The 14373-nt window shown below is 40.0% G+C and carries 11 protein-coding genes and 1 tRNA gene; 9 read left to right on the forward strand and 3 right to left on the reverse strand.

Features of this window, described 5'->3' with window-relative positions:
- Positions 1-131: 131 nt before the first annotated feature.
- From LG369_RS02570 to pyk, 3 genes are all read left to right on the forward strand, one after another.
- Complete coding sequence (locus LG369_RS02570) at positions 132-3233, forward strand: DNA polymerase III subunit alpha (RefSeq protein WP_225750144.1); 3102 nt, start codon at positions 132-134, stop codon at positions 3231-3233.
- Positions 3234-3313: 80 nt separating this feature from the next.
- Entirely contained in the window at positions 3314-4321 is a 1008-nt protein-coding gene (gene pfkA, locus LG369_RS02575) for a 6-phosphofructokinase (RefSeq protein WP_225750145.1), read from the forward strand.
- A 65-nt stretch (positions 4322-4386) separates the two neighbouring features.
- Positions 4387-5892, forward strand: a complete 1506-nt coding sequence (gene pyk / locus LG369_RS02580) for a pyruvate kinase (protein WP_225750146.1) — start codon at positions 4387-4389, stop codon at positions 5890-5892.
- Between the two features lie 302 nt (positions 5893-6194).
- Here the strand turns inward: pyk and LG369_RS02585 are convergent.
- A tRNA-Thr gene (locus LG369_RS02585) sits at positions 6195-6267 on the reverse strand.
- Between the two features lie 106 nt (positions 6268-6373).
- Positions 6374-7123, reverse strand: a complete 750-nt coding sequence (locus tag LG369_RS02590; RefSeq protein ID WP_225750147.1) for a lysophospholipid acyltransferase family protein — start codon at positions 7121-7123, stop codon at positions 6374-6376.
- Between the two features lie 131 nt (positions 7124-7254).
- Here LG369_RS02590 and LG369_RS02595 point away from each other — a divergent pair, with 131 nt between their 5' ends.
- The 5 genes from LG369_RS02595 (at position 7255) to galE (ending at position 13391) form a co-directional block, all read left to right on the forward strand.
- Positions 7255-9591 (forward strand): cation-translocating P-type ATPase, encoded by a 2337-nt coding sequence (locus LG369_RS02595; RefSeq protein WP_225750148.1) that lies wholly within the window; start codon positions 7255-7257, stop codon positions 9589-9591.
- Positions 9592-9692: 101 nt separating this feature from the next.
- On the forward strand, positions 9693-10370 hold the full coding sequence (locus LG369_RS02600; protein WP_225750149.1) for a tRNA (adenine(22)-N(1))-methyltransferase: 678 nt from the start codon (positions 9693-9695) through the stop codon (positions 10368-10370).
- Positions 10357-11154, forward strand: coding sequence for a Nif3-like dinuclear metal center hexameric protein (locus tag LG369_RS02605; protein WP_225750150.1), 798 nt, complete (start codon positions 10357-10359; stop codon positions 11152-11154). The genes LG369_RS02600 and LG369_RS02605 overlap by 14 nt, the downstream gene beginning before the upstream one ends.
- Before the next feature lie 16 nt (positions 11155-11170).
- Positions 11171-12268, forward strand: a complete 1098-nt coding sequence (locus tag LG369_RS02610) for an NAD(P)/FAD-dependent oxidoreductase (protein WP_225750151.1) — start codon at positions 11171-11173, stop codon at positions 12266-12268.
- Between the two features lie 103 nt (positions 12269-12371).
- Positions 12372-13391 carry a UDP-glucose 4-epimerase GalE gene (galE, locus tag LG369_RS02615; protein ID WP_225750152.1) on the forward strand — a complete coding sequence of 340 codons (1020 nt, stop codon included), beginning with the start codon at positions 12372-12374 and terminating at the stop codon, positions 13389-13391.
- 250 nt (positions 13392-13641) lie between these two features.
- On the opposite strand, the gene LG369_RS02620 is transcribed toward galE, so the two are convergent.
- The gene (locus tag LG369_RS02620; protein ID WP_074324237.1) at positions 13642-13845 is read right to left on the reverse strand and encodes a ferredoxin; all 204 of its coding nucleotides are present in this window, start codon (positions 13843-13845) and stop codon (positions 13642-13644) included.
- A gap of 45 nt (positions 13846-13890) precedes the next feature.
- On the opposite strand from LG369_RS02620, the gene LG369_RS02625 reads away from it, so the two are divergent.
- On the forward strand, positions 13891-14373 hold the full coding sequence (locus LG369_RS02625) for an SAG1386/EF1546 family surface-associated protein (protein WP_225750153.1): 483 nt from the start codon (positions 13891-13893) through the stop codon (positions 14371-14373).

The raw sequence follows: 14373 nt of genomic DNA on the forward strand, positions 1-14373 counted from the left end.
TTCGAATTTATTTCATCTCATAAAACCATAGCCTTTAAGGCTGTGGTTTTTTAGTTTCATGATTAGAAAGAAATTGTGCTTCTATTTTTTAAAATGGTATAATAGAAAAAGAAAAAGGGAGGTGAGAAAGAATGATTGCCCAACTGGATACGAAAACTGTCTATAGTTTCATGGAGAGTATGGTTTCAATCAAGAGATATGTTAGCCTTGGGAAAGAATATGGCTATTCATCACTTGGCATCATGGATGAAGATAATCTCTATGGAGCCTATTATTTCATCAAAGAATGCCAAAAACAGGGGATTCAGCCTTTATTAGGTCTTGAAATGACTGTTCATCATAAAGATGAATGGATTAATCTACGTTTTTTAGCCCTGTCAAACCGAGGTTATCAAAACCTGATGAAGCTGTCGTCTCTAAAGATGACAGGTAAAAAAGAATGGACTGTTTTCTCTTCCTACCTTGAAGATATTTGTGTCATTGTTCCTTATTATTCTGGAATGAACGACTTGGACTTGGGGCATGACTACTATATAGGAGTGTATCCAGATACACCTCAATCGAATTTTTCTCACCCTATTCTCCCACTTTATCGTGTTAATTCTTTCGAAGCTGAGGATTTAGAAGCTCTACAGATGCTTAAAGCGATTAAGGAAAACGTGACCTTGAGAGAGGTTGATGTTCAATCTCAACAGGGCTTGTTTTTACCTGCTGATCGTCTAGAACAGACTTTTTTAGAGAAGTTTCCACAAGCAGTCGAAAATCTTGCAAGATTAACCAAGGAGACTTCCTATGAGATTGATAGTAGTCTCAAGCTTCCACGTTTCAATCCAGAGAGACCTGCTGTTGAAGAACTTCGGGAGAGAGCTATCAAGGGCTTGGAGCAAAAAGGCTTGCTAGATTCAGTCTATCAGGAACGTTTAGAAGAAGAACTGTCTGTGATTCATGATATGGGATTCGATGACTATTTCTTGGTTGTCTGGGACCTCTTACGTTTTGGTCGTTCCCAAGGTTATTATATGGGAATGGGACGCGGATCCGCAGTTGGAAGTTTAGTGGCCTACGCTTTAGATATTACTGGAATTGATCCTGTTGCTAAAAATCTTATCTTTGAGCGTTTCTTGAATCGTGAACGTTACACCATGCCAGATATTGATATTGATATCCCAGATATCTATCGCCCTGAGTTTATTCGCTATGTTCGTGACCGTTATGGTAGTATTCATGCTGCTCAGATTGTCACTTACTCGACCTTTGGAGCCAAGCAAGCCATCCGAGATATTTTTAAACGTTATGGTGTCCCTGAATATGAATTGACGGCCATTACGAAAAAAATAGGCTCTAAAGATACTCTAACGACAGCCTATGAAGGAAATCTAGGTTTTAGACAACTCATTCAGAGTAAGATTGAGTACCCAAAGGCCTTCTCTATTGCTAAAAAGATAGAAGGTTATCCACGACAGACTTCTATCCATGCAGCAGGTGTCGTTATTAGTGACAAAAATCTAACAGACTACATCCCTCTCAAGTATGGAGAGGATATGCTCATTACCCAATATGATGCGCATGGAGTTGAAGGAAATGGCTTGCTCAAGATGGATTTCTTGGGCCTACGAAACTTAACCTTCGCTCAAAAAATGCAGGAGCTCTTATATGAAACTCAAGGTATTTCACTAAGAATTGAGGATATTGATCTTGAAGATAAGGCAACCTTAGCCCTCTTTGCAGCTGGTAAGACCAAGGGAATCTTTCAGTTTGAACAACCTGGAGCCATACGCTTATTGAAACGAGTGAAACCACAAAATTTTGAAGAAGTAGTGGCGACGACTTCCTTGAACCGACCAGGTGCGAGCGACTATATAGATAACTTTGTTGCCAGAAAACATGGTAAAGAAAAGGTTACGGTTCTGGACCCTGTGCTAGAAGATATCCTAGCTCCGACTTATGGTATTATGCTTTACCAAGAGCAGGTGATGCAAGTAGCTCAACGCTATGCTGGTTTTAGCCTCGGGAAAGCCGATATGTTACGTCGTGCTATGGGGAAAAAGAATGCGGCTGAGATGCATCGAATGGAGGAGAGTTTTATCCAAGGGGCTCTCGAAAAAGGGCATGGACAAAAACAGGCTCAAGAAGTTTTTGCCGTAATGGAAAAATTTGCCGGCTATGGTTTTAACCGTTCGCATGCATATGCTTATGCTGCCTTAGCTTTTCAGCTTACCTACTTTAAAACACATTTTCCAGCAATCTTCTATCAGGTCATGCTCAATTATGCTAGCGGAGATTATATTCTAGATGCGCTTGAAATGGGCTTTGAACTAGCTCCGCTTTCTATCAATACGGTTCCATATCAAGATAAACTAGCAGATAAGACAATCCATCTAGGACTTAAGAGTATTAAGGGAATGCCTCGTGATTTTGCCTACTGGATTATCGAGCATCGTCCATTTAGCAGTGTTGAAGATTTTATCACACGATTACCCAAAAATTATCAAAAGATTAGCCTCTTAACCCCTTTAGTGGAAGTAGGACTTTTTGATGGATTTGATAAAAATCGTCAAAAAATCTTAACCAATCTACCAACTCTATTTATCTTTGTAGAAGAATTAGGTAGCCTCTTTGCGGATTCTAGCTATAGTTGGACAGATACAGAGGATTTTCCAAATATTGAAAAATTCCAAAAAGAGCAGGAATGGTTAGGAGTTGGCATCAGCCAACACCCATTGCTGGTTTTAGCGAAGAATCCTTTGTATCCAATTGTGAGTTTATCTGAGCTTTCCGAGGGACAGACAGCTACAGTGCTCGTTGAAATTCAGTCTATCCGAGTGATTCGAACTAAAAAAGGTGAAAACATGGCCTTTTTGAAAGTTACTGATAGTAAAACAAGTCTGGAAGTCACTGTTTTTTCTGAACAGTACCGCCAATTTAAAAATCTCTTGCACGAAGGAAGTTTTTATTACCTAAATGGGAAAGTGCAAGCCAGAGATGGTCGTCTTCAATTAGTTTTAAATAATTTAAAAGAGGCAGTGAGTGAGCGTTTTTGGATTCAAGTTCCCAATCATGACCACGATTCTGAAATTTATCATATTTTAGATCAGTACAAGGGACAAATTCCTGTTGTCATTCGTTATGAAAATGAACAAAAGAATATTCTTTTGCCTGGTTATTTAGTTGCAAAAGACGATGGCTTACAAGAATCTTTAAAACAGATTGTCATGAAAACGATTTATCGTTAAAAATCAATGAAAATAAAAGAATTTTAACTTTAAATATGGTATAATCAGTTAGAATGTTAAAGAAAAAGGAGCAAAACCAAATGAAACGTATTGCTGTTTTGACTAGTGGTGGGGACGCCCCTGGTATGAATGCTGCCATTCGTGCAGTTGTTCGTCAAGCAATCTCAGAAGGAATGGAAGTTTTTGGTATCTATGATGGATACGCTGGTATGGTTGCTGGTGAAATTTATCCACTTGATGCTGCTTCAGTAGGAGACATCATTTCACGTGGTGGTACTTTCCTTCACTCAGCTCGTTACCCTGAGTTTGCAAAACTCGAAGGTCAACTTAAAGGGATTGAGCAATTGAAAAAACACGGTATAGAAGGTGTCGTGGTTATCGGTGGTGACGGTTCTTATCATGGAGCTATGCGCCTGACTGAGCATGGATTCCCTGCTATTGGACTTCCTGGAACAATCGATAACGATATCGTAGGTACTGACTTTACAATCGGATTTGACACTGCAGTAACAACTGCAATGGATGCAATCGATAAGATTCGTGATACATCATCAAGTCACCGTCGTACTTTCGTTGTTGAAGTAATGGGACGTAACGCTGGAGATATCGCTCTTTGGGCAGGTATCGCAACTGGTGCTGACGAAATCATCATCCCTGAAGAAGGCTTCAAATTTGAAGATATCGTAGCAAGCATCAAAACTGGATATGAACACGGTAAAAAACACAACATTATCGTTTTAGCAGAAGGTGTTATGTCAGCAGCTGAATTTGGTCAAAAACTAAAAGAAGCTGGCGATACAAGCGACCTTCGTGTAACTGAACTTGGTCACATCCAACGTGGTGGTTCACCAACAGCTCGTGACCGTGTATTGGCGTCACGTATGGGTGCACATGCTGTTAAACTCCTTAAACAAGGAATCGGTGGTGTTGCTGTCGGTATTCGTAACGAGAAAATGGTTGAAAATCCAATTCTTGGAACTGCAGAAGAGGGAGCTTTGTTTAGTTTGACAGCTGATGGTAAGATTGTTGTTAATAACCCTCATAAAGCTGATATTGAACTCTCTGACTTGAACAAGAGCTTGTCATAATCAACTTTAACTAATCTGGTAAAATGACCATAAAAGGTCGAATTATATAAAGGAGTCACAAAATCATGAACAAACGTGTAAAAATCGTTGCAACTTTGGGTCCTGCGGTAGAAATCCGTGGTGGAAAAAAATTCGGTGAAGATGGATACTGGGGTGAAAAACTTGACGTTGAAGCTTCAGCTAAAAACATTGCTAAATTGATTGAAGCAGGAGCTAACACTTTCCGTTTCAACTTCTCACACGGTGACCACCAAGAACAAGGTGAACGTATGGCAACTGTTAAACTTGCAGAAAAACTTGCAGGTAAAAAAGTTGGTTTCCTTCTTGATACTAAAGGACCAGAAATCCGTACTGAATTGTTCGAAGGTGAAGCTAAAGAGTACTCATACAAAACTGGTGAAAAAATCCGTGTTGCAACTAAACAAGGAATCAAATCAACTCGTGAAGTGATTGCTTTGAACGTTGCAGGTGCGCTTGACATCTATGATGACGTTGAAGTTGGTCGCCAAGTATTGGTTGACGATGGTAAATTGGGTCTTCGTGTTGTAGAAAAAGACGACGCAAGTCGTGAATTTGTCGTTGAAGTTGAAAACGACGGTGTTATCGCTAAACAAAAAGGTGTTAACATCCCTAACACGAAAATTCCTTTCCCAGCTCTTGCTGAACGTGATAACGACGATATTCGTTTCGGTTTGGAACAAGGTATTAACTTTATTGCGATCTCATTCGTACGTACTGCAAAAGACGTAAACGAAGTTCGTGCTATCTGTGAAGAAACTGGTAACGGTCACGTTCAATTGTTCGCTAAAATCGAAAACCAACAAGGTATCGATAACTTGGACGAAATCATTGAAGCCGCTGATGGTATCATGATCGCTCGTGGTGACATGGGTATCGAAGTACCATTCGAAATGGTTCCAGTTTACCAAAAAATGATCATCACTAAAGTAAATGCTGCTGGTAAAGTTGTTATCACTGCAACAAACATGCTTGAAACAATGACTGAAAAACCACGTGCAACTCGTTCAGAAGTATCAGACGTATTCAACGCTGTTATCGACGGAACTGACGCTACAATGCTTTCAGGTGAGTCTGCAAATGGTAAATACCCACTTGAGTCAGTTACAACAATGGCTACAATTGACAAGAACGCTCAAACTCTTCTTAACGAATACGGACGTTTGAACTCAGATTCATTTGAACGTAACTCTAAGACAGAAGTTATGGCTTCAGCAGTTAAAGATGCTACAAATTCAATGGATATCAAATTGGTTGTAACTCTTACTAAGACTGGTCACACAGCACGTTTGATCTCTAAATACCGTCCAAATGCTGATATCTTGGCATTGACATTTGACGAATTGACAGAACGTGGATTGATGTTGAACTGGGGTGTTATCCCAATGTTGACAGAAGCTCCATCATCAACTGATGACATGTTTGAAATCGCTGAACGTAAAGCAGTTGAAGCAGGTCTTGTAGAATCTGGTGACGATATCGTTATCGTTGCAGGTGTGCCACTTGGCGAAGCTGTTCGTACAAACACAATGCGTATCCGTACAGTACGTTAATCAAAAAAACAAAAACCTATCGCATCAAGCTTTCGGGCTTATGTGATGGGTCTTTTTTTGTTGTAGAATAATAAAGAAGTTTAAAAATAAAAAAAACTCTCTGGAAAACCAGAGAGTGTGAGAGGCATCTCCATGTGAGAAACTGGTTCACACAATTTCTCAAGGTCCGCTCCTGCGTTATGACCTCCTTTGCGCAATTGTAGCTCTTGCTACATATCGACTCATCGCAGACTTTATTGTACTATAGGGGGTAATAGTTTGTCAAGAAAAAAACAGTCCCTAAAAAAGGAACTGATGAATGATGCTAATTGCCGGGATCGAACCGGCGACCTCATCCTTACCATGGATGCGCTCTGCCTACTGAGCTAAATCAGCTTACTTTGAAAGTATACTATAGATTTAAGCTTTTGTCAATATGCTAATTAGTATGGTAACTCATTGGAAAAGCCCAAGTAATAAACTTGGGCTTGTGAAAATTAGACTATTGTAATTTCTCTCTCTTTTTATCTGGGTTCCAAACAAAACTTGCAACAAAGGTAAAGAGTATTGTCAGAATTCCTATTATAATTGCTAGAATCAAGGCAGGGATACGAATCAGCCACCACAGTGGATTTGGCTTTTTATTGTTGTGCCACTGTTTTGTTTCCTCATCCAGGCGTTGAAATTCAGATTGGATGCGGTCTGCAACCATCTCAATTCCCTCATCATTCATCTTTTTAATATCTGAGATATCAATCGGATTTCCGAAGTTCATATCAATACGTTCACGGCTGACAAATCCTTTTAGAGTCATAGGGCCAGTATAAGTAACTGGCATGATGCGAACCTTAGCCATCTTCGCGATTAGAGCAACACCACCCTTAACATCGTTAGAATGACGACTACCACTTGGAAACATAATCAGTGAGCGATTGCTCTTTTTTAGAACATTAATTGGATATTTGATAGCAGAAGAACCTGGGTTATCACGGTCGATAGGGAAAGCACCACACATGCGAATCCACCAACCAAAGATGCGATTTGAAAAGAGTTCTTTTTTTGCCATAAAGACAAATTGCTTTGGTTTTGTTGCAAAAGCCATATATACTGGATCCCACCAGGTACGGTGTGGCGCAACAAGGATATAGTTTTCATCTAAACTTGGAATTTTTTCAGTATTGTGAAAGTGAGCATTTCCATTGATTGACCATAGAATCAACATAACCAGCCCACGCAGATAAGTATAAAACATGATGTCTCCTTCAGTTCTCTTTCTTTTATTATACCTTATCATACTAGGACAGGCAAATGTTTTTTGTTTAGGCGGAATAGCTTTTTATATGAAATTAGAAATATTCAAAAAAAAATGATATTATAGAATTTATGGATAAAAATAAAATTATGGGCTTAAGCCAATCAGAAGTCAAAGATCGTCAGAAACAGGGACAGGTCAATGATTTTCAAGATTCAGCTAGTACGAGTACATGGCAGATTGTGAAGAGAAATGTCTTTACTTTATTCAATGCTTTAAACTTTGCCATTGCCTTAGCGCTCGCCTTTGTTCAAGCTTGGAGCAACCTAGTTTTCTTTGCGGTTATCTGTTTTAATGCATTTTCTGGGATTGTAACCGAGCTACGTGCCAAACATATGGTTGATAAGCTCAATCTCTTGAATAAAGAAAAGATTATCACTATTCGTGATGGACAAGAGATCGCTCTGGATCCTGAGGAGCTTGTTTTGGACGATGTGATTCGCTTGTCAGCAGGGGATCAGATTCCAAGTGATGCCATTGTACTAGAAGGTTTTGCAGAAGTCAATGAAGCTATGTTAACGGGTGAGAGCGACTTGGTGCAAAAAGAAGTAGAAGACTTAATGTTGTCGGGTAGCTTTCTTGCAAGTGGTTCTGTCCTCGCTCAGGTACATCATGTTGGGGCGGATAACTATGCTGCTAAACTCATGCTTGAAGCTAAGACAGTGAAGCCGATTAACTCTCGTATCATGAAATCGCTAGACCAGTTAGCCGGCTTTACTGGGAAAATTATCATTCCTTTTGGTATTGCTCTCTTGCTTGAAGCCTTGGTCTTAAAAGGTCTGCCACTCAAGTCTTCTGTAGTCAATTCATCTACAGCTCTTTTAGGAATGTTGCCTAAGGGAATCGCCCTTTTGACCATCACTTCTCTCTTAACTGCTGTTATCAAGCTTGGGTTGAAAAAGGTTTTGGTGCAGGAGATGTATTCTGTTGAGACCTTGGCGCGTGTGGATATGCTCTGCTTGGATAAGACAGGGACAATCACCCAAGGGAAGATGCAGGTTGAGACGGTCCTTCCTCTTACGCAGGCTTACGACAAAGATGCCATTGCCAAAATACTAACCAGCTATATGGCACACAGTGAGGATAAAAATCCAACTGCCCAAGCTATTCGAAAGCGTTTTGCGGGAGAGGTAGCTTATCCGATGATTTCTAGCCTTCCATTTTCAAGTGATCGAAAATGGGGAGCAATGGAGTTGGAAGGTCTAGGGACTGTTTTCCTAGGCGCACCGGAGATGTTGTTGGATGCTGAAGTTCCTGAAGCTAGAGAAGCTCTTGAACGAGGATCTCGTGTCTTGGTGTTAGCGCTCAGTCAAGAAAAACTTAACCATCACAAGCCACAAAAGCCATCTGATATTCAGGCTTTGGCTTTGCTTGAGATTCTAGATCCGATTCGAGAAGGTGCTGCTGAGACGCTAGACTATCTTCGTTCTCAGGAAGTAGGGCTGAAAATTATCTCTGGTGATAATCCAGTCACTGTTTCAAGTATTGCCCAAAAAGCAGGTTTTGCAGACTATCAGAGCTATGTAGATTGTTCGAAAATTAATGATGAAGAATTGATAGCCATGGCTGAGGAAACAGCCATTTTCGGACGTGTTTCGCCTCATCAAAAGAAACTAATCATCCAAACTCTGAAAAAAGCAGGACATACTACAGCAATGACAGGGGATGGTGTCAACGATATCCTAGCTCTCCGTGAGGCAGACTGTTCCATTGTTATGGCTGAAGGAGACCCAGCAACTCGTCAGATTGCAAATCTGGTCCTCTTAAATTCAGATTTCAATGATGTTCCTGAGATTCTCTTCGAAGGTCGTCGTGTGGTCAACAATATTGCCCACATTGCTCCGATTTTCTTGATTAAGACAATCTATTCCTTCTTGCTAGCAGTTATCTGTATTGCCAGTGCTTTGTTGGGTCGTACTGAATGGATTTTGATTTTCCCATTCATTCCGATTCAGATTACCATGATTGACCAGTTTGTGGAAGGATTCCCACCGTTTGTATTAACTTTTGAACGAAATATCAAACCTGTGGAACAAAACTTCCTCAGAAAATCCATGCTACGTGCACTTCCAAGTGCCTTGATGGTAGTCTTTAGTGTTCTCTTTGTTAAAATTTTTGGAACCAGTCAAGGCTGGACAGCCATTGAAATTTCGACACTTTTGTATTATCTATTGGCATCGATTGGTTTCATGTCTGTAGTTAGAGCTTGCTTGCCATTTAGTCTGTGGCGTGTGCTATTGATTATTTGGTCAGTTGGAGGTTTCCTTGGAACAGCTCTATTCCCAAGAATCCAAAAATTGCTTGAAATTTCAACACTTACAGGTCAAACATTGCCTGTCTATGGCATTATGATGCTCGTCTTTATTGTGATTTTCATACTTACAAGTCGTTATCAAGTTAAAAGATAAAGAAAGACTGCAATCCATGATTGCGGTCTTTTTTAGGTGCAGGATTGCCAGATAAAATATGGTATAATAAAGGGAAATAGAGTTTTTGAAAGTGAGAGAAGATGATTTCAAAGAGATTAGAAACAGTAGCTTCTTTTGTTCCCAAAGGAGCTGTTTTACTGGATGTCGGTAGCGACCATGCTTATTTACCTATTGAATTAGTTGAAAAAGGTCATATTGAAGCTGCCATCGCGGGTGAAGTTGTAGAGGGACCCTATCAATCTGCAGTTAAAAATGTTGAAAGTCATGGCTTAGCTGATAAAATCCAGGTTCGTTTAGCCAATGGTTTAGCAGCTTTCGAAGAAAGTGACCAGGTCTCTGTTATCACTATTGCTGGGATGGGAGGCCGCTTGATTGCTACGATATTAGAAAAGGGCTTTGACAAACTAGCCAATGTTGAGCGATTGATTCTTCAACCCAATAATCGTGAAGATGAGTTACGCAGTTGGTTACAAGAGCATGGATTTCAGATTGTAGCTGAAAGTATTTTAGAGGAAGCTGGAAAATTTTACGAGATTCTAGTTGTGGAAGCTGGGAAAATGAATTTATCAGCTAGCGATATCCGTTTTGGTCCTTTTCTATCTAAAGAACTTAGCCCCGTATTTGTCCAAAAGTGGCAGAGAGAAGCAAGTAAGCTCGAATTTGCCCTTAGTCAAATCCCAGAAAAAAATCATGAAGAACGTCAAGTTTTAGTAGATAAAATTCAAGCCATCAAGGAGGTGCTCCATGAAAGCAAGTGAAGTGATTAAGCGTTATGAAGCCTATTGTCCTCAAGAATTTTCTATGGAAGGCGATAATCGTGGACTGCAGATTGGAACTTTAGACAAGGACATCCAAAAAGTCATGGTTGCCCTTGATATCCGTGAAGATACAGTGGCAGAAGCTATTGAAAAGGGTGTAGATTTGATTATCGTTAAGCACGCACCTATCTTCCGTCCGATAAAGGACTTGGTAGCTAGTCGCCCTCAAAATCAGATTTATATTGATCTTATCAAGCATGATATTGCAGTCTACGTTAGCCATACTAATATTGATATTGTTGAAAACGGCCTTAATGACTGGTTCTGCCAACTATTGGATATTAAGGATACAACTTTTCTACAGGAAACAGGTCCTGAACGTGGGATCGGGCGTATTGGCAATATTAAACCTCAAATGTTTGAAGAATTTGCTAGTCATGTTAAGGAAGTATTTGGTCTAGATAGCCTTCGTATGGTGTATTATAAAGAGACTGATTTGCAAAAAACAATCTCAAGAGTAGCTATTTGTGGTGGCAGTGGGCAGTCTTTCTACTCTGATGCTTTAGCAAAAGGAGCAGATGTTTACATTACTGGTGACATCTATTACCACACTGCCCAAGATATGTTGTCAGACGGCTTGTTGGCTCTGGATCCAGGCCACTATATTGAAGTTCTCTTTGTTGAAAAAATTTCAGCGTTCCTGAATGAATGGAAGGAAGAGAATGCTTGGTCTCTAGAGGTTATCGCAAGTCAAGCGTCCACCAATCCATTCCATCATATCTAGTTAGAAGGTAAAAACAATGAAAAAAGTTGCCATTGTAGGTGCAGGAATTGTAGGGGCAACAGCTGCCTACTATCTTTCTAAGGAAGCTGATATCGAAGTAACTGTTTTTGATTTTGGACATGGGCAAGCAACCAAGGCGGCAGCAGGAATTATTAGTCCCTGGTTTTCTAAACGACGCAATAAAGCTTGGTACAAGATGGCGCGTTTGGGAGCTGATTTCTATGTAGATTTATTAGCTGATCTAGAAAAATCGGGTCAACAAGTTGATTTTTACCAGCGTTCTGGCGTCTTTCTTCTTAAAAAAGATGACTCTAAGCTAGAGGAGCTCTATCAACTGGCTCTGCAACGTAGAGATCAATCTCCCTTAATAGGAGAATTAGCCATTTTGGACCAAGCGACTGCTAGTAACCTATTTCCAGGCTTAGAGGGATTTGAACGTTTACTCTATGCTTCTGGTGGAGCTCGAGTAGATGGGCAACTCCTAGTGAGTCGCTTACTGGGAGCCAGTCAAGTGAAGGTCATAAATAAAGAGGTCAGTCTAACCCCTCTATCATCGGGCTATCAGATAGACAATCAAATGTTTGACCAAGTCATCTTATCCACAGGAGCTTGGCTTGGCCAGATCTTAGAACCCTTAGGATATGAGGTGGATGTTCGCCCACAAAAAGGGCAACTCCGAGATTATCAGGTTGATTTAGACATGGCAAGTTATCCCGTCGTAATGCCTGAAGGTGAGTGGGATTTGATACCATTTCCCGACGGTAAATTATCTCTAGGAGCTACCCATGAAAATGATATGGGATTCGACCTGACGGTCGATGAGAATTTGCTCCAACAAATGGCTGAAGCAGCAAGTTCGTTTTATCCTAGCTTAAAAGATGCAATGATAAGTGGTGAACGTGTGGGGATTCGTGCTTATACGAGTGATTTTTCGCCGTTTTTCGGACAGGTGCCAAACTTGTCAGGAGTATTTGTTGCGAGTGGATTAGGATCTTCAGGGTTAACGACTGGTCCTATTATCGGTTATCATCTAGCTCAAATGCTTCAAGGGAGAAAAGGAGTATTGGATCCAGCAGATTATCCGACTGAAAGATACATTAAAAAGAAACAATAGTATACCTTTTACCTAGTTTTTACGATAGTCTTAGGAAAGTAAATGACTTTCCCTATCAAAAATGGTAAAATGAAAAAAATAATTCAAGAATTGAGGAAAAATGATGCAAGAAAAGATTTTGGTAACAGGTGGAGCAGGTTTTATCGGAACTCACACTGTCATCGAACTGGTCCAAGCTGGACATCAGGTTGTTGTGGTGGATAATTTGGTTAACAGTAGCCGTAAAAGTTTAGAAGTAGTGGAAAGAATTACAGGAGTAGAGATTCCTTTTTATGAAGCTGATATCCGAGATACGGATACACTTGGCGATATTTTCAAACACGAAGAGCCAACAGGTGTGATTCATTTTGCTGGTTTGAAGGCAGTTGGTGAGTCAACTCGTATCCCTCTTGCCTACTATGATAACAATATTGCTGGTACAGTTAGCCTTTTGAAGGCAATGGAAGAAAACAACTGTAAGAACATTATCTTCAGTTCTTCAGCAACAGTTTATGGAGATCCACATACTGTTCCAATCCTAGAAGATTTCCCACTTTCAGCTACCAACCCTTATGGCCGTACCAAGCTTATGCTTGAAGAAATCTTGACAGATATCCATAAAGCAGATTCAGAGTGGAACGTTGTCTTACTTCGTTACTTCAACCCAATTGGGGCGCATGAGAGTGGTGACCTAGGAGAAAATCCAAACGGCATTCCAAATAACCTTCTACCGTATGTAACACAAGTTGCAGTTGGTAAGTTAGAACAAGTTCAAGTCTTCGGAAATGACTACGATACTGAAGATGGAACAGGTGTTCGTGACTATATCCACGTCGTTGACCTAGCAAAAGGACACGTTGCCGCCCTTAAGAAGCTTCAAAAAGGCTCTGGACTCAATGTGTATAACCTTGGTACTGGAAAAGGTTACTCAGTGCTTGAAATTATCCAAAATATGGAAAAAGCTGTTGGACGCCCAATTCCTTACCGTATTGTTGAACGCCGCCCTGGTGATATTGCAGCCTGCTACTCAGACCCAGCAAAAGCTAAGGAAGAGCTAGGCTGGGAAGCTGGACTTGGTATTACAGAAATGTGTGAAGATGCATGGCGTTGGCAGAGCAAGCATCCAAATGGATTTGAAGACTAATCGTTTGATTAAACAAAAAAAGAGGAAGTAATTCCTCTTTTCTTATAACTTTATATGTGGTTGAAATAAAAAATTTGCTTAGTGATTATGTGATAGAAAACGTCTTAAAAGAACACTTTATTTATTATTAAAATATCAGAAAAAATAAAAGTGAAATTGTATAAAAATAGCTAGCAAAAGACTATAATTTTCTAGAAAAATATGCTAAACTAGAAGGAGTGGAAATTAGAGATCAATGTTCCACCAAATTTTAAGATTCATCTATAATCAGAGCACGAGTAGGGCAATTTTTAACGGCTTCTAAAACATCGTCGCTACAAGAAATTTCTCTTTCTGATTGCTTAGGATCATCGAAAAAACGGACAATACCATTATCATGGTAATCAAATAATTCTGAATAAGTTTGGCAGAGCCCACAAGCGATGCAACGTTCAGGTATAAGTCTAATCTTCATATTTATATTGTAATAAGAAACTAAAAAAAACTCAAGGAGTAAGGTATGGAAAAGGAACCGTGGCAAGAAGATATTTATGAAAACCAAGAAGAGGAATCAAGAACAGAACGCCGTCAACGAAACAAAAATGATTCAGGTGTCATTGCGAATCGTATTTTAACTGTTTTGGCTGTTCTTTTCTTTGTCATTGTTGTTGGTATGGTAGTTGTATTAGTCTACTTGTCATCAGGTGGAAGCAACCGTACTTCAGCTCTGAAAGATTTTTATGATTCTTCAGCTCCAAAAGTAGAAGAAGTTACAACAGTTGCTACAACTACTCAGTCAACAGAAGCAGAGACAACTCAACAAGAACATACAGAGGCGCATACTGATTCTGAAGGAACAATTACAGTCTTGCCAGGAGAGGGTGAAGCAGCCATTGCTACTCGAGCTGGAATCTCCATTGCTCAACTTGAAGCTTTAAACCCTGGTCATATGTCTACTGGAACTTGGTTTGCAAATCCTGGTGATGTCCTTAAGATAAGATAG

The sequence above is a fragment of the Streptococcus sp. Marseille-Q4154 genome, assembly GCF_916700545.1.
Classification (GTDB): domain Bacteria; phylum Bacillota; class Bacilli; order Lactobacillales; family Streptococcaceae; genus Streptococcus; species Streptococcus infantis_I.

What these genes read in the sequence shown, in the direction of transcription:
- LG369_RS02625 (WP_225750153.1), top strand. Translation starts at nt 13,891, where the DNA reads ATGGAAAAGGAACCGTGGCAAGAAGATATTTATGAAAACCAAGAAGAG.
- pyk (WP_225750146.1), top strand. Translation starts at nt 4,387, where the DNA reads ATGAACAAACGTGTAAAAATCGTTGCAACTTTGGGTCCTGCGGTAGAA.
- galE (WP_225750152.1), top strand. Translation starts at nt 12,372, where the DNA reads ATGCAAGAAAAGATTTTGGTAACAGGTGGAGCAGGTTTTATCGGAACT.
- LG369_RS02605 (WP_225750150.1), top strand. Translation starts at nt 10,357, where the DNA reads ATGAAAGCAAGTGAAGTGATTAAGCGTTATGAAGCCTATTGTCCTCAA.
- LG369_RS02570 (WP_225750144.1), top strand. Translation starts at nt 132, where the DNA reads ATGATTGCCCAACTGGATACGAAAACTGTCTATAGTTTCATGGAGAGT.
- LG369_RS02620 (WP_074324237.1), bottom strand. Translation starts at nt 13,845, where the DNA reads ATGAAGATTAGACTTATACCTGAACGTTGCATCGCTTGTGGGCTCTGC.
- pfkA (WP_225750145.1), top strand. Translation starts at nt 3,314, where the DNA reads ATGAAACGTATTGCTGTTTTGACTAGTGGTGGGGACGCCCCTGGTATG.
- LG369_RS02610 (WP_225750151.1), top strand. Translation starts at nt 11,171, where the DNA reads ATGAAAAAAGTTGCCATTGTAGGTGCAGGAATTGTAGGGGCAACAGCT.
- LG369_RS02600 (WP_225750149.1), top strand. Translation starts at nt 9,693, where the DNA reads ATGATTTCAAAGAGATTAGAAACAGTAGCTTCTTTTGTTCCCAAAGGA.
- LG369_RS02595 (WP_225750148.1), top strand. Translation starts at nt 7,255, where the DNA reads ATGGATAAAAATAAAATTATGGGCTTAAGCCAATCAGAAGTCAAAGAT.
- LG369_RS02590 (WP_225750147.1), bottom strand. Translation starts at nt 7,123, where the DNA reads ATGTTTTATACTTATCTGCGTGGGCTGGTTATGTTGATTCTATGGTCA.